The organism is Amycolatopsis sp. FU40, from assembly GCF_021903635.1.
GTDB lineage: Bacteria > Actinomycetota > Actinomycetes > Mycobacteriales > Pseudonocardiaceae > Amycolatopsis > Amycolatopsis dendrobii.
In genome coordinates, this window is record NZ_CP091381.1 from 7,145,106 (window position 1) to 7,162,999 (window position 17,894).

Annotated in this window: 17 protein-coding genes; 9 read left to right on the plus strand and 8 right to left on the minus strand. The window is 68.5% G+C overall.

The features are described from left to right. Nucleotides 1-57: 57 nt before the first annotated feature. Entirely contained in the window at nt 58-630 is a 573-nt protein-coding gene (locus L3Q65_RS33580) for an NADPH-dependent FMN reductase (protein WP_182892623.1), read from the minus strand. Nucleotides 631-815: 185 nt separating this feature from the next. Here L3Q65_RS33580 and L3Q65_RS33585 point away from each other — a divergent pair, with 185 nt between their 5' ends. Next, entirely contained in the window at nt 816-1,868 is a 1,053-nt protein-coding gene (locus L3Q65_RS33585) for an alpha/beta hydrolase (protein WP_182892624.1), read from the plus strand. A 113-nt stretch (nt 1,869-1,981) separates the two neighbouring features. On the opposite strand, the gene L3Q65_RS33590 is transcribed toward L3Q65_RS33585, so the two are convergent. Further along, a complete protein-coding gene (locus L3Q65_RS33590; RefSeq protein WP_182892625.1) occupies nt 1,982-2,539 on the minus strand; it encodes a hypothetical protein in 558 nt (185 codons plus the stop codon). Between the two features lie 672 nt (nt 2,540-3,211). On the opposite strand from L3Q65_RS33590, the gene L3Q65_RS33595 reads away from it, so the two are divergent. Further along, on the plus strand, nt 3,212-4,360 hold the full coding sequence (locus L3Q65_RS33595) for an MFS transporter (RefSeq protein ID WP_370648232.1): 1,149 nt from the start codon (nt 3,212-3,214) through the stop codon (nt 4,358-4,360). A 107-nt stretch (nt 4,361-4,467) separates the two neighbouring features. On the opposite strand, the gene L3Q65_RS33600 is transcribed toward L3Q65_RS33595, so the two are convergent. Beyond that, nucleotides 4,468-4,845: a hypothetical protein gene (locus L3Q65_RS33600; protein ID WP_182892626.1), complete on the minus strand. Its 378-nt coding sequence runs from the start codon at nt 4,843-4,845 to the stop codon at nt 4,468-4,470. A 57-nt stretch (nt 4,846-4,902) separates the two neighbouring features. Continuing rightward, nucleotides 4,903-6,093 (minus strand): RtcB family protein, encoded by a 1,191-nt coding sequence (locus L3Q65_RS33605; protein WP_182892627.1) that lies wholly within the window; start codon nt 6,091-6,093, stop codon nt 4,903-4,905. Nucleotides 6,094-6,270: 177 nt separating this feature from the next. Between L3Q65_RS33605 and L3Q65_RS33610 the strand changes: the two genes are divergently transcribed. The 3 genes from L3Q65_RS33610 to L3Q65_RS33620 are packed head-to-tail and all read left to right on the plus strand — an operon-like array spanning nt 6,271 to nt 9,390. After that, nucleotides 6,271-7,707 (plus strand): M48 family metallopeptidase, encoded by a 1,437-nt coding sequence (locus tag L3Q65_RS33610; RefSeq protein WP_237597521.1) that lies wholly within the window; start codon nt 6,271-6,273, stop codon nt 7,705-7,707. Nucleotides 7,708-7,719: 12 nt separating this feature from the next. After that, entirely contained in the window at nt 7,720-8,820 is a 1,101-nt protein-coding gene (locus L3Q65_RS33615; protein ID WP_182892629.1) for a DUF4034 domain-containing protein, read from the plus strand. 57 nt (nt 8,821-8,877) lie between these two features. Then, entirely contained in the window at nt 8,878-9,390 is a 513-nt protein-coding gene (locus tag L3Q65_RS33620; protein ID WP_182892630.1) for a hypothetical protein, read from the plus strand. 33 nt (nt 9,391-9,423) lie between these two features. Here L3Q65_RS33620 and L3Q65_RS33625 read toward each other — a convergent pair whose 3' ends face one another. Both L3Q65_RS33625 and L3Q65_RS33630 read right to left on the minus strand, forming a co-directional pair. Next, entirely contained in the window at nt 9,424-10,464 is a 1,041-nt protein-coding gene (locus L3Q65_RS33625; protein ID WP_237597522.1) for an aspartate-semialdehyde dehydrogenase, read from the minus strand. Further along, nucleotides 10,464-11,729, minus strand: a complete 1,266-nt coding sequence (locus L3Q65_RS33630; RefSeq protein ID WP_037808437.1) for an aspartate kinase — start codon at nt 11,727-11,729, stop codon at nt 10,464-10,466. The genes L3Q65_RS33625 and L3Q65_RS33630 overlap by 1 nt, the downstream gene beginning before the upstream one ends. A gap of 236 nt (nt 11,730-11,965) precedes the next feature. On the opposite strand from L3Q65_RS33630, the gene L3Q65_RS33635 reads away from it, so the two are divergent. Together L3Q65_RS33635 and L3Q65_RS33640 are read left to right on the plus strand one after the other, a co-directional pair. Next, nucleotides 11,966-12,556, plus strand: a complete 591-nt coding sequence (locus L3Q65_RS33635; RefSeq protein WP_237597523.1) for a nitroreductase family protein — start codon at nt 11,966-11,968, stop codon at nt 12,554-12,556. A 107-nt stretch (nt 12,557-12,663) separates the two neighbouring features. Continuing rightward, nucleotides 12,664-13,323, plus strand: coding sequence for a hypothetical protein (locus tag L3Q65_RS33640; RefSeq protein ID WP_237597524.1), 660 nt, complete (start codon nt 12,664-12,666; stop codon nt 13,321-13,323). A 93-nt stretch (nt 13,324-13,416) separates the two neighbouring features. On the opposite strand, the gene L3Q65_RS33645 is transcribed toward L3Q65_RS33640, so the two are convergent. Next, nucleotides 13,417-13,794 (minus strand): hypothetical protein, encoded by a 378-nt coding sequence (locus tag L3Q65_RS33645; protein ID WP_237597525.1) that lies wholly within the window; start codon nt 13,792-13,794, stop codon nt 13,417-13,419. Nucleotides 13,795-14,038: 244 nt separating this feature from the next. Here L3Q65_RS33645 and leuA point away from each other — a divergent pair, with 244 nt between their 5' ends. After that, entirely contained in the window at nt 14,039-15,823 is a 1,785-nt protein-coding gene (gene leuA, locus L3Q65_RS33650) for a 2-isopropylmalate synthase (protein ID WP_237597526.1), read from the plus strand. 116 nt (nt 15,824-15,939) lie between these two features. Beyond that, nucleotides 15,940-16,914, plus strand: coding sequence for a YafY family protein (locus tag L3Q65_RS33655; RefSeq protein WP_237597527.1), 975 nt, complete (start codon nt 15,940-15,942; stop codon nt 16,912-16,914). Here L3Q65_RS33655 and L3Q65_RS33660 read toward each other — a convergent pair. Then, nucleotides 16,905-17,822 (minus strand): SDR family oxidoreductase, encoded by a 918-nt coding sequence (locus tag L3Q65_RS33660; protein WP_182892636.1) that lies wholly within the window; start codon nt 17,820-17,822, stop codon nt 16,905-16,907. The two genes, L3Q65_RS33655 and L3Q65_RS33660, sit on opposite strands and share 10 nt — an antisense overlap. Nucleotides 17,823-17,894: the final 72 nt, after the last annotated feature.

Below are 17,894 nucleotides of genomic sequence, written 5' to 3' on the forward strand. Positions count from 1 at the left end.
TGCCCCGGCATGGCAGTCATCACCCCGGGAATAACCGGGATTCGAGGAGGCGAAACCTCAGTGTGCGCGAAGCAACGCGTGCTCCGCGACCTGCTCCCCGATGAGACGCAACGTGCGGACGCTCTTCTCGTCCGACGCGCCGCCGCCCTCGTCGAACTTCGTCTCGGCGGAGTTGATCGAACCACCCAACGGGGTGGACCAGCCGCGTAGCGCGTGCGTGATCGTGCGGAGCTGTTCGAGCGTGGTGACCGCGGCCTGCCAGCCGTACGCGACGGCGGCGAGCCCCACCGCGCGGCCGTCGAGGTAGGGGCGGGCGTCCTCTCGGAGGTCTTCGATGTAGTCCAGGGCGTTCTTGACCAGCCCGGACAGCCCGCCGTGGTAGCCGGGCGAGACGACGATGAGCCCGTCCGCCTGGCGCACGCCTTCGATGAGCTTCCGCGCGCGTTCGTCCCGCTCCGGAATCGCGGTGTCGTAGAACGGGAGGACCAGCTCGGGGCCCGGGATCAGCTCGGTCACGACGCCGCGTTCCTCGGCGGCGGCGAGCGCGATGCGCAACGCGCGCTCGGATTGCGAGCCCTCTCGCAGCGAGCCGCCAATGCCCAGCACCTTGACCTTTTTCGCTGAAGTCACTTCCGACCTTCCTCCCCACCACCGCTCTCAATGGAGTGGCTGCGCCACGCTGGCTCGTTTTGAGGCTAACCCCTCTACCTAAGTAGAGGACCAGGATCTGAGACGGAGGCTTGGGTCACACGCCGACTGGACCAACGTACCTACTGGCAAGTAGCCTCGGCTCATCCGGCGTTCGAGGAGGAACGATGGCCATTCCGCCGCAGATCCGTGCCCAGGCTGCCGCCGCGCAGTTGTTGTTCTGGCTGCCCCGCCCGGTGCGCAGGCTGATCGCCGGAGCGCCGCTCCGGCTGGACGGCCAGGAACTCGCCCTCGACGCCCAGTTGCTGCTGAAGCTGCAGAAGCTCTCCGGCGCTTCGCTGGTCAACGGGTCGGTCGAGCGGTCGCGCGCGCTGCTGGAAGCGAGCCAGCACCTGGTCAACGGCAAGCGGATCGACCCGGTTGCGACGCGCGACGTCGCCATTCCGTCCGGCGACGGGTCTCTCGACGCCACCCTCTACACCCCGGCCGGCCTGCCGGAACCGTCGCCGCTGCTGGTGTTCTTCCACGGCGGCGGATGGGTCATCGGCAGCCGGGCCACGCACGACAACGCCGCGCGCTACCTCGCGAAGCACGCCGGGGTCCGGGTGCTGTCGGTCGAGTACCGGCTCGCGCCGGAAACCCCGTTCCCCGGACCAGTGGACGACGCGCTGGCCGCGTTCGACTACGCGCACGCCAAGGCGGCCGACCTCGGCGCGGACCCGGACCGGATCGCGGTGGGCGGCGACAGCGCGGGCGGCAACCTCTCCGCCGTCGTCGCGCTGGAGGCGACCCGGCGCGGCGGCCCGGCCCCCGCGTTCCAGCTGTTGATCTACCCGGCGGTCGACTTCACCACGCGACGCCGGTCTCGCGAGATCTTCGGCGAAGACCTCTTCCTCACCGACGAGGCGATGGTGTGGTTCGAGGGGCATTACGCGCCCGAGGGCGTCGACAAGGCCGACCCGCGGCTGTCGCCGCTGCTCGCGTCTGACCACAGTGGACTCCCGCCCGCTTACATCGTGACCGCGGGCTTCGACCCGCTGCGCGACGAAGGCGAGGCGTACGCGGAGAAACTGCGTGCGGCCGGCGTTCCGGTGGCGGTCAGCAGGCAGGCCGACCTGATCCACGGATTCCTCAACTTCGCCGGAGTCGGGACACGGTTCCGCGAGGCGATCGCGGAGATGGCCGGCGCGCTGCGCGTGGGGCTCGCGAAGTCGTCGTGAGTGGCAATGCCGGTTAGAACCGGCGTGCGCGCTCACGACCCCGGACATGGAACGGAGCCTGGCGCGGCGAACCGCACCAGGCTCCGGGCCTTTCCCCCTCCTGTTCAGCCCGTTCAGGTCCCAGGCACTGGCACCGGGGCGGGCACCGGCGGTGCCGGCAGCGGCGGCGTCGGTACCGGAAGCGGCGGCACCGGCACTCCGCCGAGCAGCCCGCCCAGCAGGCTGGTGACCGCGGCGAGCAGGCCCTTGACCAGGTCGCTCACTGCCTTGAGCGGTCCGGGCAGGTCCGGCAGCGGCGGGATCGGCAACGGCGGGATCTGCCGCGGCGTCGCAGTCGGGTCGGCCAGGAGCCGGTTGGACTCGTCCGCGCGGACCTTCGCCGCCGACGAGAGCTGCTGGGTTTCGGATTGGACCTGGTAGCGCTTGCCCGCCGCGATGTCGGCGAGCACCGGGCTGAGCCGGGTGAGGTCCGCCCTCGTCTTGGCGACATCGCCCGCGTACGCCACCTTGGTCAGGTCGTCCCGCATCTGCAGTACCTGCGCGGCGACGGCTTGAGTGGCCGAGGACCCCTTGCCGCCCGCCGGGCTCGCGGAGGCCATCCCCGAGGTGCCGACGGCCAGCAGACTGCCCGCGGCGACCACAGCGATGATCCGCCCGATCTTGCCTTTCATTCTTTACCTCCCTGGCCTCTGGGACCTGCCGGGTAAATCGATACCCGCCGTGTCGGCCCAACACCAGCCGATCACCGGATAGGGAGTTTTTCTAACCCTTACGTGCCGAATCCAAGAATCGGGAACCGGCCCGCAATTGATTAACGTGGACGGCTTGCGCGTCCCCCGACGATCACGGACCGCGGATCTGAATCTGACTCATAGTAGCCGGATTGCCCGAACGGCGGCATCGCTCACTCACACAGGCGTAGTTCGTGATCGATTACCTTCATCACCCTGTCGGGACGCGCGATCTCGCTCGTCCGACCGTGGAGGGTCCCCCACGCACGCACCGCCGCCCGCATTCGAGCCCGCTCCCCTTTTTCCGGGGATCCCCGTCGCCGCGACCGGAAAACTCCAAGGTCGGCGCGGAAATATGAAAAACTGTTCGCGAATCGGCGGCGAGAATGCTTTTCCGCGTTGCCGATGAAGTTATCACCCAGGTCGCGCTCGCATTTTCCGGGTCCGCCGAACGCCTGCGCGACACCCGGACGGGTGCCCGGGCGCCGCTCAGCGGGTGTGACGAAAAGAAGTTGCACGCTCGTACCAACTCTTGCTCTCATGGGGTACGTGCCTTTTCAGCCGTATCGCCGCGTCCTGAGCGTCCCCGGAGTCCGCCCGTCGATGGCGCTGATGTTCTTCGCACGCGTGCCCATGACGATGACCGGCGTGACGCTGACGCTGTACGTCGTGAGCGGTCTCGGCCGCGGCTACGGCGCGGCCGGTGTCGTCGGCGCGGCGGTCACGCTGGGCATGGCGCTCGGCGCGCCGGTGATCGGGCGCACGATCGACCGGTACGGCCTGCGCCCGGTGGTCGCGGTGTGCGGGTTGTCGTCCACCGCTTTCTGGTTCGCGGCCCCGCATCTTTCGTACGGGGCACTGGTGGTGTGCGCGCTTCCGGCCGGCGTGCTGTCGGTGCCCGCGGGCTCGCTCGCGCGGCAGATCCTGGCCGCGCTCGTGCCCGCCGAACAGCGGCGCGCGGCGTACTCGCTGGACACGATCCTGGTCGAGGCCTCGTTCATGATCGGCCCGGCGGCCGGGATCGCGGCGATCTCGCAACTGTCGGCGACACTGACCTTGAGCGGCATCGGCACCATCTTCGGCGTCACCGCGCTGCTGATCTTCCTGCTCAACCCGCCGATCCGGAACGAGGACGAACTAGCCCCGACCGGCACCGTGCGGCCACCGCTGCGGTCCTGGCTGACCGGACGGCTGCTGGCGACCCTGCTGATCGCCGCCGGGACGCTGTTCTGCCTGGTCGGCACGGAGGTCGCGACGCTGGCCGCGCTGCGCTCGCACGGCGACGTCGGCTGGACCGGCCTGGTCATCGCGGTGATGTGCGCGGCGTCGATGATCGGCGGCATCGTGCACGGCGCGGTGCGGAAGTCGCTGCCGCAGGGCCTGCTGATGCTGCTGCTGGCGCTGCTGGTGATCCCGGTCGGGCTGGTGACGCAGCCGTGGTGGCTGCTGATGCTGCTGCTCATCCCGACGAACCTGGTCTGCGCCCCGACGCTCGCCGCCACCACGGAGGCGGTCAGCGAACTCGCGCCGCCCGCCGTCCGCGGCGAGGCGATGGGCCTGCAAGACGCGTCGACCCGGCTCGGACTGGCCGCGGGGAGCCCGGTGGTCGGCTTCGCGATCGACCATTCGAGCCCGGCGTGGGGTTTCGCGGCGGCCGGATTCGGCGGGCTGGCGCTGGCCGCGCTGGGGCTGGTGTGGTCGCTGCGCCGGAGCTCGGTGCGGACCCCTTCGCTGGCGGCTGCTGTTCGGGCTCGCCGCTGAGCTGATGCCGCGTTCGGGTGCGGCTCTGGCAATGGCTGCAGCTCGACGACGTGAGGTACGTGGGTTCCCCTCACGGACCTCTGCGGGAGGAGCGAGCCGGGCGGCGGTCAGGTGCAGGCTTTGCGCAGCCCGTCGAGCTTTTCCAGGTTCCGTTTGGTCCACCGGGCGATCACCCCGGCGTCCTCGAGGTGTTCCTTCTGCACCTGGACGTACGAATCGGCCATGCCGAGCAGGGCGTTCTTGACGTCTTCTTCCTTGACGTCGGCCGCCAGCTCGCGCAGCCGCCGTTCCTTGTCCTGCGCACGGGCCTTGAGCTTTTCGCCGTCCACCAACGGATTCAGGTCCGCCAAACCGAGCGCCTCGGTGCACGTGGAGACTTTGTCCACCGCTGAATTCGTCTGATTGACCGCCGAATCGACCTGGTCGCATCCGGCCAGCAGCGTTCCGGCCGCCACCAAGGCGACCGCCACCCCCCAGCTCTTCATGCCCTCAGGGTAGCGGGTCCCGCGGGCGCACCAGCGCGATTCGCCCGCGGGACTTCCTCATCCCTTCACGCACACGACCTGCTTGAGGTGGGCGACCACCTCGACCAGGTCGGTCTGTGCCTTGATCACCGTCTCGATGTCCTTGTACGCGGCCGGGATCTCGTCGACGACCCCGGTGTCCTTCCGGCATTCCACGCCCGAGGTCTGCGCGGCGAGGTCGGCGGCGGTGAAGGTCTTTCGGGCCTTCGTCCGCGACATCCGCCGCCCGGCGCCGTGGGACGCGGATTCGAACGACGCGGTGTTGCCCAGTCCGCGCACGATGTACGAACCCGTTCCCATGCTGCCCGGGATGATCCCGAGGTCTCCGGAGCCGGCCCGGATCGCGCCCTTGCGGGTGACGAGCAGGTCGACGCCGTCGTAGGTTTCCTCGGCGACATAGTTGTGATGACACGATATGGCGTCGTCGAACGTCGTTCCCGGAATTACCTCCGCGACCGCGAGCTTCACCAGCGCGACCATCGTCGCCCGGTTCCGCGCCGCGTAATCCTGTGCCCAGAAAAGGTCGCGCCGGTACGCCTGCATTTCCGGCGTGTCCGCGACGAACACCGACAGGTCGGGATCCGGCAGATCCCGGTTGTGCGGGAGCTTCCGCGCGATCGCCATGTGCCGCTCAGCGAGTTCCTTGCCGATGTTGCGCGAACCCGAATGCAGCATCAGCCACACGCGGCCCTCGTCGGCTCCGCCCTGTTCGAGGCAGACCTCGATGAAGTGGTTGCCGCCGCCGAGGCTGCCGATCTGCAAGTGCGCCCGCTTGCGCAGGTCCTGGACGCCTTCATGCAGGTCGCCGAACGACTTCCAGAACGTGTCCCAGCCGCCGACGCCGTGCACCTTCGCGGTGTTGACCGGCGTCTTGTGCAGGCCGAACCCGACCGGCACCGCCGATTCGATCCGCTTGCGCAGCTTGCCGAGGTCGTCGGGAAGGTCGCTCGCGGTGAGCGAGGTCCGCACCGCGCTCATCCCGCAGCCGATGTCGACGCCGACCGCGGCCGGGGAGACCGCGTCGCGCATCGCGATGACGCTGCCGACCGTGGCGCCCTTGCCGTAGTGGACGTCCGGCATCACCGCGACGCCGTGCACCCAAGGCAGGTTGGCGACGTTGCGCAGTTGCCGCATCGCTTGGTCTTCGACCGACGCGGGATCTGCCCACATCCGGATCGGAACCCGCGCGCCGTCCACTGCCGTGTACATGACTTTCCTTTCCCAGAACGAAGTTTGCCCGCTCAGCATCCGGCACTCGGGCGCTCGCGACAACGGGTTTTACCGGCGCCGGTGCATCGATGAAACGAAATCGGCGCTTTCGTCGATAACGGGCTCGGACGACCGGTTCGCCCAGGGTGCCGGTCTTGGGGAGGATTCCGTTTTTCGATGAAGAGCTCGTCGCGGGCGTTGCTCGCTGTCTTGTTGCTGGCCGGTTTCCCGGTGCTGATGCTCGCCGTCGCCGGGGCGCTGATCTGGCTGGAGATCGCCGCGTTCCAGCGTAGCCCGGTTTCCGCCGGGCGGCTCGCGTTCTTCGTGGTTCCGGTGCTGTATGTGCTGTTCAGCGCCCTGCTGACGTTCGAGCGGACCCGCGACGACGCGGAGGGAGTGCCTGTCACGCCCGCGGAACAGCCCGAACTGTGGGCGGCCGTCCGCGAACTCGCCAAGGAAGTCGGCACCCGGCCACCGGATGAGATCTGCCTGGTTCCCCAGGCCAACGCGGCGGTGCACGAGGAGACGCACTGGGCGGGGTTGCGCGTGCGGCGCCAGATGTTCATCGGCGCGCAGCTTTTCGCCGGGACGCGGGTCTGCCAGCTCCGCGCCGTTCTCGGGCATGAACTGGCGCACTACAGCAATCGCCATACCCGGTTCGCCGGCGCGACCTATCGCGGACGGCAGACGATCGGGCGAGTCGTGGATGGACTCCACCGGTCGGCCTGGTTGCTGCGGCCGGTCTTCAGCGCGTATGCCGCGCTGTACTTCCGGGTCTCAATGCGGGTAAGCCGGGAACAGGAACTCGCCGCTGACCTCGATTCCGCGCGAGTCGCGGGCACCACGGCAGCGACAACCGCGTTGCGCGAGGCCGAAGTGCTCGACACTGCGTGGTGGCTCTTCCTGAACGACTACGCGACGATCGCTTGGTCCTCCGGGTATCTCCCGGAGCGGATGGCCGAGGGCTACCAACTGCTGCTCGCCGATGGAAAACGCGCGAAGGAATTTGCTTCCCTGCGGGAGAATCCGCCGTCGCGGCCTGCCTCGAAGTACGACAGCCACCCGCCGACTTCAGAACGGATCGCACTGCTGGAAGCCGCGCCGGACGTCCCCGTTCCGCCCGGCGGCGAACGGCCGGCGACGGATCTTCTCCGCAACGGAATGGCGCTACTCGACGCGGTGCTGGCGACCGGCTTCACGGAGAGCGCGGCCTCGAAGAAGAAGCTCGACTGGGCCAGCCTGGTCGCCATCGGGGTGCGCGACTCGAATCAGGCCGAGGCGCTGCGGATTCTCCGCAGCCGCAGCATCGACGACCTGCTCGATCTGCTCGACGCCGGACACCTTGAGGACATCGCCGATCCCACGGCTCCGCCGGAGGCTCGGACGCGGGCCAAGCGCGAGCTCTATCGAGATCAAGTCCACTGCCGACTGTCCATTGTGCTGCACGCACAGCTCGCCGAAGCCGGTGCGGCGCACTGGGAACTGTCCTGGTCCGGACCGGCGAAGCTGGTGCTGGCCGAACCGTATGCCACCGAACTGGATCCCGCCGTCGGCGCGGCGGTCGACGGGGACACCGCTGCGCTTCGCGCGTTGCTCGCCCCGACTCATTCCTGAGAGGAAACCCCGTTGCTGGGACTGATCAAGCTCTACACCGTTCCGCGATACCGCCGGATGATGAAGGGAATCGCGAAAGACGCCAAGAAGCGCGGCTTGACCACTTCCGACTACATGCGCACGCTCGGCAGCAGCGACCTGGCCCGCTATCTCGTCCCGCCGATCAAGCCGATGGACGTCGAACGGTTCGGCCTGCCGCCGGATGCCAAGATCACCACGAAGCCGCTGCTGCCGAAGCCGGTTCGGGACGCCAAAGTCGCGCACGCCGCCGGGAATTGGCAGCCGGGCGCTGACCTGCTCGCCGGAATCGGGAAGGACTGGGACCGGCGCAGTTCGGTCGTGAGTCTTCTCGGCGAGGTCGCGGCCGACGACGACACCGCCCTGAAGGCTTGGCGGGCGGCCCGCCCCGACGACGCGGACGCCGCCGCGGTCCACGCCGACGCACTCACGAATGTGGCGTGGCAAATCCGCAGCGCCCGGCAGGCGAAGTACGTCAGTGCGGAGCAATTCAGGGGATTCCAGCGCGTGCTCGACGAGGCCGACGAAGCGAGCCAGACCGCCGCCGAACTCGCTCCCGACGACCCGACGCCGTGGGCGACACGGTGCATGATCGCGATGGGCCGGCAGTACGGTCACGACGAATTCCGCACGGTGTGGGACGGCGTCCTGGCGCGCGATCCATTGCACGTCCACGCGCACGCGCGTGCCCTGCAGTACTGGTGCGACAAGTGGTTCGGCACCAATGATCTGATGTGGACATTCGCCGAAGAGGGCGCGGCGAAGCATCCGAAACTGGCGTGGCTGCCGCTTGCCGCGGCGTTCGAAGCGTCTTTCGCCGGCGTCAAGGACGCGTGGCGGGACAAGCGCGTCGAAGCCGCGCTCGACCGGCTGCTGCCGTGGCTCGACGGCGAGGGCCGGGATGCGCCGGACACCCCGAACAGCCGTGCCTTCGCCGCCCGTGCGCTCGTCGAACTCCGGCGCGGTACCGAGGCGGTGGAGCAGTTCCGCCACCTCGGCCGGAGCGCGTCCGGACGGGTGTGGTCGTACAGCGGTTACGGAGCGAGCCACGAATTCCGGACTCACCGGAACCGGGCCTGCCGGCTCGCCAAGTAGCGGGGACCGGTCCCGGACGACCAGTGGTCTCCTGGCCCGGTTCCCGAATCTGAGGTGGTGTCCGAGGTGTTCCCGACCAGCCCTTACCAGCCGATGCCCGCGTCGGGCGCGAACGCGGAGCAGGAGGTGCGGCGAGGAATCCGGTCGATGCGGTGGGCGATCGGCGGCCAGGCCGTGCTTTACCTGGCGCTCGCGGCCTTTGTCGGTTACCTGCTCGGGCTTGGCGGCACGTCGAGCGCGGTGGCCTTGCCGGTGACGATCCTGGTGATCAACTCGGCGCTGACCAGCGCGCTCGTGGTGTGCGCTGTCCTGCTGGGCAGGCGGCAGCGCGCGGTCATGCTCGCGCTCATCTGGCTGGAGTGCGGGTTCATGGCGATGCTGCTGCTCGGCGCGATCCTGACGTTCGCCACGAGTTCGGCATCCGCGGGCGCGCCGGTCGGGCTGATCCTGTGGGGTTTCCTGATGCAGGCTGTGCTGCGCCCCTTGCAGAAGCCGGAGATCCGGGTCGCGTTCGGGCTGAAACCGATCAAGCCGCGGCAGCGGAAGAAGGGAAAACTGCCCGGCCCCTGAAACCAGGGGCCGGGCAGTTTCCGCGGAGCTCGCTCAGCGGTTCTGCGCCACCAGCTCGGCGATCTGCACGGTGTTCAGCGCCGCCCCCTTGCGGAGGTTGTCGGCGGAGACGAACAACGCGAGGCCGCGGCCGTCCGAGACGCCCGGGTCGGTGCGGATGCGCCCGACCAGGCTCGGGTCGATTCCCGCGGCCTGTAGCGGCGTCGGCACGTCCGCCAGTTGCACGCCCGGCGCGTTCGACAGCAGTTCGGTCGCCCGCTCGACCGACAGCGGCCGTTCGAATTCGACGTTGATCGACAGAGAGTGCCCGGTGAACACCGGCACCCGGACGCACGTGCCGGACACCAGCAGCTCCGGGATGCCCAGGATCTTCCGGCTTTCGTTGCGCAGCTTCTGTTCCTCGTCCGTCTCGAACGTGCCGTCGTCCACAATGGACCCGGCCATCGGCAGGACGTTGAACGCGATCGGCGCGACGTACTTGGCCGGGGCCGGGAATTCGACCGCCGAACCGTCGTGCGTCAGCGAGGCCGCGCGCGAGGCGACAGCGTTCACCTGTGCGGCGAGTTCGTCGACGCCGGCGAGACCGCTGCCGGACACCGCCTGGTAGGTGCTCGCGATGATCCGCACCAGACCGGCTTCGTCGTGCAGCGGCTTGAGAACCGGCATCGCGGCCATGGTGGTGCAGTTGGGGTTCGCGATGATCCCCTTCCGCACGTCCTTGATCGCCTCCGGGTTGACCTCGCTGACGATCAGCGGCACGTCCGGGTCGCGGCGGAACGCCGACGAGTTGTCGACCACGATCGCGCCCGCCTCGGCGAACCGCGGCGCCTGCTCGCGCGAGGTCGCGCCGCCAGCGGAGAACAGCGCGATGTCCAAACCGGACAGATCAGCGGTCGCGGTGTCCTCGACGGTGATTTCCTCGTCGCGCCACGGCAACGTGCGCCCCGCCGAACGGGCCGACGCGAAGTACCGGATCTGCTCGACCGGGAAATTCCGCTCGTCGAGCAGCTTGCGCATCACAGCGCCGACCTGGCCGGTAGCCCCGACCACCCCGACGCGAAGACCCTGCGCCATCAGCGACCACTCCCCGCGTAGACGACGGCTTCCTCGTCGCCGCCCAGTTCGAACGCCTCGTGGATCGCGCGCACGGCCTCGTCGAGCTGCGCGTCGCGGATCAGCACCGAAATGCGGATCTCCGAGGTGTTGATGATTTCGATGTTCACGCCCGCGTTGGCCAGCGCCTCGCAGAAGGTCGCGGTGACGCCAGGGTGCGAACGCATCCCGGCGCCGACGAGCGACACCTTGCCGACATGGTCGTCGTACAGCACGGACTCGAAGCCGATCTCCGCCTTGATCTTCTCGAGTTCCTTGACCGCCTTGGCCCCGTTGGCCTTCGACAGCGTGAAGGTGATGTCGGTGCGGCCCGAGGACGTGCTGGACACGTTCTGCAGCACCATGTCGATGTCGATCTCGGCGTCGGCGACGACCCGGAAGATCTTGCCCGCGGCGCCGGCGTGGTCCGGCACGCCCGTCACGGTGATCTTCGCTTCCGAGCGGTCGTGTGCCACACCGGTGATCAGCGCTTGTTCCACGGGGATCTCCTCGATCGATCCGGCCACCGTGGTGCCCGGCTTGTCGCTGTAAGAAGAACGGACTCGGATCGGCACGCCGTAGCGGCGCGCGTACTCGACCGAACGCAGGTGCAGGATCTTCGATCCGCTCGCCGCGAGCTCCAGCATCTCCTCGTACGGGATGGTGTCGAGCTTTTTGGCGTCCGGCACGATCCGGGGGTCGGCCGAATACACACCGTCCACATCGGAATAGATCTCGCAGACGTCCGCGTTCAGCGCGGCGGCGAGCGCGACCGCGGTCGTGTCGGAACCGCCTCGGCCGAGCGTCGTGATGTCCTTGGTGTCCTGTGCCACGCCTTGGAAACCGGCCACCAGCGCGACGTAACCCTGTTCGAGCGCCTCGGTGACGCGGCTCGGAGTGACGTCGATGATGCGCGCGTTGCCGTGCACCGATGTGGTGACCACGCCCGCTTGCGAACCGGTGAACGACCAGGCTTGCGCGCCCTGCGCGGAAATGGCCATCGCGACCAGCGAATTCGAGATGCGCTCACCGGCGGTGAGCAGCATGTCCATTTCCCGCTCCGGCGGTGCCGGGTTCACTTGCTGCGCCAGATCGAGCAGCTCATCAGTGGTGTCGCCCATCGCCGAGCACACGACGACCACGTCGTTGCCCGCCTTCTTGGTCGCGACGATCCGTTCTGCCACGCGCTTGATCCGGTCGGCACTTTCCAGCGACGATCCGCCGTACTTCTGGACCACGAGGGCCACGCCCGAACCTCCTTGACGGGCCGGGGCGTACTCCTTGGAGGGCACCGAGGAGCGCCCACGGCCCTTCATTTGGAGAAGAGCCTACCGGCGCGAACGGCGCTCGCCACCCCATCGAGTGGTCCGCCACGGCCCGTCAGGAGGGTTTGGAAGTAAATTTTCCTTAACGCCAGGGGAAAGCTCGAAGCCCTTCCTCCGGAGTGACGGAGAGCACTCCCCGGCCGTACTACCTTCGCCGCATGCGCAAACCAGCCGAGACGAGCGTCCCCGTCGCGCCGGCCATCGCCGAGCGCTGGAGCCCGCGGGCCTACGACGAGACCGCCGTGATCACCGACGCCCAGCTGACCGCATTGCTCGAAGCCGCCAGGTGGGCGCCGTCTTTCGGCAACACCCAGCCGGCGCGCTACCTCGTCGGCCGCCGGGGCGATCCGGCGTTCCCCCGCATCCTCGCGACGCTGAACTCGGGGAACCAGGCGTGGGCGTTCCGGGCGAGCGCGTTGCTGATCGGCGTGATGGTCACCACGAACGAGAAGGGCGAGGTGCCCTACGCCGACTACGGACTGGGTTTGGCGACCGAGAACCTCGTCCTCCAGGCGGTCGAACTCGGCCTGATCGCACACCAGATGGCGGGCTTCTCGCCGGAGCAGGTGCATGAGGAATTCGGCCTGCCCGAGGACGCGGTGGCCCGGGTGGCGATCGCCGTCGGGTCCCCCGGCGACCCGTCCGTACTGGACGACCCGCGCCGGATCGAACGGGAACTGGCACCTCGGCGACGGCTGCCGCTCGCGGAGTTCGCCTTCGGCGACCAATGGGGCTCGCCGGCACTGTGACCGTTTTGTGAGCAATCTGGGGAACCGGCGTCGCGCCATTGAGGTCAGATGGACACCAAACCGGTCAGGCAGCTGAATCGGTGGGATTCTTCTCAAGGAGTGACGAAATGCGTAAAGCGATGCCGGTTGCACTGGCGGTTTCCGCGACGGCGATGGCGTTCGCGCTGTCCGGGTGCTCTTCCGAGGACACCCCCGCCCCGCCGATCGCCCCTCCGCCCGCTTCGTCCGCCGCGGCCGCGCCCTCCTCCTCGGCCGCCGCTCCCGCCGGTGAATCCGCCTCCGCCGAATACACCAAGCAGGGCACGAAGCTGAAGATCGGCGATAAGGCCGTGGTGCCGTTCAAGTCGAAGAACAACACCGGCGCGGTCGGGGTGACGGTGACCGGGATCGACAAGGGCGTCGAGGCCGACCTGGCCCCGCTCAAGCTGGGCGACCGGGCCAAGGGGATGACGCCGTACTACATCCAGGTCAAGGTCACGAACGAGACCGGCACGGACTTCGCGTACGCCTCGCTGGGCCTGATGAACGGCCTGCTCGCGGACGGCACGAAGGGTCCGCACGTGACGGTGATCGGCAAGTTCGAGAAGTGCGACAGCGAGAACGCGGACAAGACGTTCACCACGAAGGGGGCGTCGTTCACCAGCTGCGTGCTGGCACTGGCCCCGGCGGGCGCGGAGGTGAAGGGCGCCAGCTACAGCGCGAGCACGTATCGGGACCTGGCTCCGGAGACCGACTACGGCAAGGAAGCGGTGACCTGGCAGTCCTGACGGACTGGACACCGGTCAGCGGGCGAATTCAAGGAAGCGGCTGTCTCCTTGAATTCGCTCGCACCGCAGTTCAAAAATCTTGAAAAGCGCCGGTCAGGAGCCAGCGCCGCCGACCCGGCGGATGATCTTCGCCAGGATCCCCGACACGATCAGCCAGAACACCGCCGCGATGCCGTAGTTCACCAGCACTCGCAGCTTCGCGTCGCTCGGCGTGAACAGGTCCTTGAAGCCGAGCGACAGGCCGTCGGCCCAGCTGCGGACGAACGAGACGATGCCGTTGCCCTGGTTGGCCTCGCCGATGACGAAAATCACGTGCAGCACCAAGACCGCGGCGAAGAGCAGCCCGACCCAGCGCACGAGTGCCGCGAGGAAAGACACCCCGCGCTCACGAGTGCGCCGCCAGTCCACCGGGGTGCGCTGGGGACGCGCCTTCGCCTCGGTTTCCTGCGCTTGTTCCGCGTGCTCGCCCATGCCGGGCAGTCTGGCACGTCGTTTCGCGGGCCGCTACCCGCTAGTAACAGGTATCAGCCACCCGACGTAACAGTTCGATCGCGACGGGCGGCTTTCCTTTCGCGGCGCCGGGTGGTTACAGTGACCCCGTGGCGCGTGAACTCCTGCTTCGCTGCCGCGACGGGGCCTGATCTGACCGGCTCCTCGTCGCGGGGCTTTGTGGTGCCGGTCGTCCGCACCGATCCCGTCAGGAGATTTTCCCGCGATGAGCACCGACCCTCGTACCACTAACTCCCGTCTGCGCACGCCCTCTCGTCCCGCGCCCGCCGGACAGCCCTCGTGGAACCCGCAGCGCGGCACGTCCATGCCGGTCCACCGTTACCGCCCCTGGTACGACGTCGTCGAGAACATCGACGTACCCGACCGCACCTGGCCGGACAAGCGCATCGACCGCGCGCCGCTGTGGTGCGCGGTCGACCTGCGCGACGGAAACCAGGCGCTGATCGACCCGATGTCGCCTGCCCGCAAGCGCAAGTTCTTCGACCTGCTGGTCCGCATGGGCTACAAGGAGATCGAGGTCGGTTTCCCGGCCGCGTCGCAGACCGACTTCGACTTCGTGCGCGAGATCATCGACGAGGGTGCGATCCCGGACGACGTGCACATCCAGGTGCTGACCCAGTGCCGCCCCGAGCTGATCGAGCGCACCTTCCAGGCTCTCGAGGGTGCGCCGCGGGCGATCGTCCACATTTACAACTCGACGTCGATCCTGCAGCGCCGTGTGGTGTTCCGCGAGGAGCGCGAGGGCATCAAGAAGATCGCGACGCAGGCCGCTGAAATGGTCGTCGAGCTGGCGGCGAAGCAGCCGGACACCGACTTCCGCTTCCAGTACTCGCCCGAGTCCTACACCGGAACCGAGCTGTCCTACGCGCTCGAGGTGTGCAACGCGGTCACCGAGATCTGGCAGCCGACGCCGGAGAAGCCGGTGATCCTGAACCTGCCGGCGACCGTCGAGATGGCCACCCCGAACGTGTACGCGGACTCGATCGAGTGGATGTCGCGCAACCTGGAGCGCCGCGATTCGGTGATCCTGTCGCTGCACCCGCACAACGACCGCGGCACCGGCATCGCCGCCGCCGAACTGGGCTACCAGGCCGGCGCGGACCGGATCGAGGGCTGCCTGTTCGGCAATGGCGAGCGCACCGGCAACGTCGACCTGGTCGCGCTGGGCATGAACCTCTACAGCCAGGGCATCGACCCGCAGATCGACTTCTCCGACATAGACGAGATCAAGCGGACCGTCGAGTACTGCAACCAGCTGCCGGTCCCGGAACGCTCCCCGTGGGGCGGCGACCTGGTGTTCACCGCCTTCTCCGGCAGCCACCAGGACGCGATCAACAAGGGCCTCGACGCGATGAAGGACGCCGCGGACAAGAAGGGCGTCCCGGTCGACGAGCACCCGTGGGAGGTCCCGTACCTGCCGATCGACCCGAAGGACGTCGGCCGCACCTACGAGGCCGTGATCCGGGTGAACTCGCAGTCCGGCAAGGGCGGCGTCGCCTACATCATGAAGGCCGAGCACCAGCTGGACCTGCCGCGCCGGCTGCAGATGGAGTTCTCGAAGGTCATCCAGGCCTACACCGACACCGAGGGCGGCGAGGTCGACCCGGCCACGATGTGGCGCGCGTTCTCCGCCGAGTACCTGGAGTCGAAGACCCCGCTGGAGCTGATCAAGCAGCGGGTCACCGACAACGGCGGCGGCGAGTACGACCTCGAGGCCACGGTGAAGGTCGAGGGCGACGAGCACGAGATCACCGGCCGCGGCAACGGGCCGATCGCCGCGTTCTTCGACGCACTGTCCACTGTGGGCTACGACCTGCGGCTCCTGGACTACAGCGAGCACACGCTGAGCCCCGGCGACGACTCGCGTGCCGCGTCCTACATCGAATGCGCGATCTCGGACCGCGTGTTCTGGGGCATCGGCGTCGACCCGTCGATCGTCACCGCTTCGCTGCGGGCCGTGGTAAGCGCGGTCAACCGGGCCAACCGCTGACCCGAGCCTGACAGCGCCCCAATGCCACATTGGGTGCGTCACACGCACCCAATGTGGCGTTCGGTGCGTCACATGCACCCAATGCCACATTGGGGTGGGCGGGGCGGGAGGTAGGTGTGCGGGCTGAGCGGCTGGTCGCGTTGCTGTTCACGCTGCACCGCAAACGCGCGGGCACCGTCGGGGAGCTGGCCGACGAGCTCGGCGTGACCGAACGGACGATGCGGCGGGATCTCGCCGCGTTGCGCGAAGCCGGCGTGCCGCTTTGGAGCGAACCAGGGCGGCACGGCGGCATCCGGCTCGTGGACGGCTGGCGTTCGCGGCTCGACGGCCTCACTTCCCGGGAGGCCGTCGCGCTGCTGGCCCTCGACGTGCCAGACGCACTTGCTGGGCTCGGCCTCGGCACCGCGGTGGCCGCGGCGCACGCGAAGGTGTCCGCGAGCATGCCCGCTCAGCTGCAGGAACAGGCCAGGACGGTCGCCGAGCGGTTTCATCTCGACGCCTCGGCCTGGTTCACCTCGCCGGACGACGCCGCCGCACTGCCCGCGGTCGCGAAGGCGGTGTGGACTCAGCAACGGCTCGACGTGCGCTACCGGCGCCGTGACAAGGTCACCCGGCGGACGCTCGATCCGTTGGGTCTCGTGCTGAAAGCCGGGGTTTGGTACCTGGTGGCGCGCGTCGAAGAAGACCTGAGGACGTATCGCGTCTCGCGGTTGACGGCGGTCGCCGAAACCGGTGAAACCTTTGCCCGGCCGGAAGAATTCTCGCTCGCGGATTGGTGGCGCGCGTCGTCGGCGGAGTTCGAGAAGATGCCGCTGCCGTTGAAGGTGACGGCTCGGCTCGACCGTTCCGCGGCGGGTGCGTTGCGGCGGGTTTTCGGCCCGGAGCACGTGAACGAGGTGCTGGTGTCGCTCGGCCCGAGGGACGACGACGGGTGGGCCGAGGCCGAGTTCGCCATGGAAGGCAAGGAAGTCGCCGTCGGACAGCTGGTTTCCCTCGGCCCCGGCGTCGAGGTGCTGACCCCGCCGGAGATCCGCGCCGCGGTCGCGGAATTCGGTCAAGCGCTGGCTGATCGCAACAAGGATCAGCGGTAGCCGCTGGCGTCGGCGGGCTTTCCGGGTTCCTGGACCTCCTCGATGTAGCGCCACGCGTCCGGACGGCTGCCGTCCACGTCGTCGATCTCGTAGACCTTCGCCAGCTGTCCGCTGGAAACGGTCTGGCCGGTCCAGCGGTGCCGGTCCGCGTCAGCGGCGAGGGCGACGACCGTGCGGCCGGAGAAGGTCGGCGATTCCGAGATCACGAAGTGCGGCTCGCGGACGGTCGCGTCGCGCCAGTTTTCCTCGGTGACCTCGAAAATCTCCAGCATCGCTTCCGAACGCAGCCAACCCGGCGTGAACGCGATCGCGGTGCAATCGTGCGCCTTCAGTTCGGCCGCCTCGCCGACCGCCAAGACGTTGATCGCCGCCTTGGCGAGGTAGTACGGCAGCGACGTGCCCTCGCGGTACTTCTGGTTGTACTCGGCGGTGCCGTCGGTCAGCTCGATCACGAGCCCGCCCGGACGGCGGATCACCAGCGGGAACAGGTGGTGGCTGGTGATCAGGTGGGCGTCGAGGGACAGCCGCATCATCCGCAGGCTGGCGTCCAGCGAATGCTCCCAGACCGGTTTGCCCCACTCCAGGTAACGGTCGCCGCCCCAGATGCCGTCGACCAGGATGTCGAGCCCGCCGTGCTCGGCGTCGATCCGCTTGGCGAGCGCGGCGACCTCGTCGCTCACCAGGTGGTCGACCCGCAGCGCGGTTCCTTTGCCGCCCACGGCTTCGATCCGCTCCAGGGTGTCCTCAATGGTCTCCGGACGGTCCACTTCGGACCTTCCGGCCCGCGTCGTTCGACCGGTGACGTACACGTACGCCCCGGCCCGGCCCAGCTCGACCGCGATCGCCCGGCTCGCCCCGCGCGTGCCGCCCGCCACGAGCGCGACCTTGCCCGCCAGTTCCCCGCTCATTCCGTTCGTCCCCTTTTCTCTCGGTGAACCACCAGCGTGCGGCCGAACCCTGACATCCTCTGTCCGGGTTCT

Excerpts from the sequence above, each read along its gene's own strand:
- L3Q65_RS33600 (WP_182892626.1), bottom strand. The coding sequence starts at position 4,845 with ATGAAGAGCTGGGGGGTGGCGGTCGCCTTGGTGGCGGCCGGAACGCTG.
- L3Q65_RS33595 (WP_370648232.1), top strand. The coding sequence starts at position 3,212 with ATGTTCTTCGCACGCGTGCCCATGACGATGACCGGCGTGACGCTGACG.
- L3Q65_RS33645 (WP_237597525.1), bottom strand. The coding sequence starts at position 13,794 with ATGGGCGAGCACGCGGAACAAGCGCAGGAAACCGAGGCGAAGGCGCGT.
- L3Q65_RS33585 (WP_182892624.1), top strand. The coding sequence starts at position 816 with ATGGCCATTCCGCCGCAGATCCGTGCCCAGGCTGCCGCCGCGCAGTTG.
- L3Q65_RS33610 (WP_237597521.1), top strand. The coding sequence starts at position 6,271 with ATGAAGAGCTCGTCGCGGGCGTTGCTCGCTGTCTTGTTGCTGGCCGGT.
- L3Q65_RS33660 (WP_182892636.1), bottom strand. The coding sequence starts at position 17,822 with ATGAGCGGGGAACTGGCGGGCAAGGTCGCGCTCGTGGCGGGCGGCACG.
- L3Q65_RS33625 (WP_237597522.1), bottom strand. The coding sequence starts at position 10,464 with ATGGCGCAGGGTCTTCGCGTCGGGGTGGTCGGGGCTACCGGCCAGGTC.
- L3Q65_RS33640 (WP_237597524.1), top strand. The coding sequence starts at position 12,664 with ATGCGTAAAGCGATGCCGGTTGCACTGGCGGTTTCCGCGACGGCGATG.
- leuA (WP_237597526.1), top strand. The coding sequence starts at position 14,039 with ATGAGCACCGACCCTCGTACCACTAACTCCCGTCTGCGCACGCCCTCT.
- L3Q65_RS33590 (WP_182892625.1), bottom strand. The coding sequence starts at position 2,539 with ATGAAAGGCAAGATCGGGCGGATCATCGCTGTGGTCGCCGCGGGCAGT.
- L3Q65_RS33605 (WP_182892627.1), bottom strand. The coding sequence starts at position 6,093 with ATGTACACGGCAGTGGACGGCGCGCGGGTTCCGATCCGGATGTGGGCA.
- L3Q65_RS33635 (WP_237597523.1), top strand. The coding sequence starts at position 11,966 with ATGCGCAAACCAGCCGAGACGAGCGTCCCCGTCGCGCCGGCCATCGCC.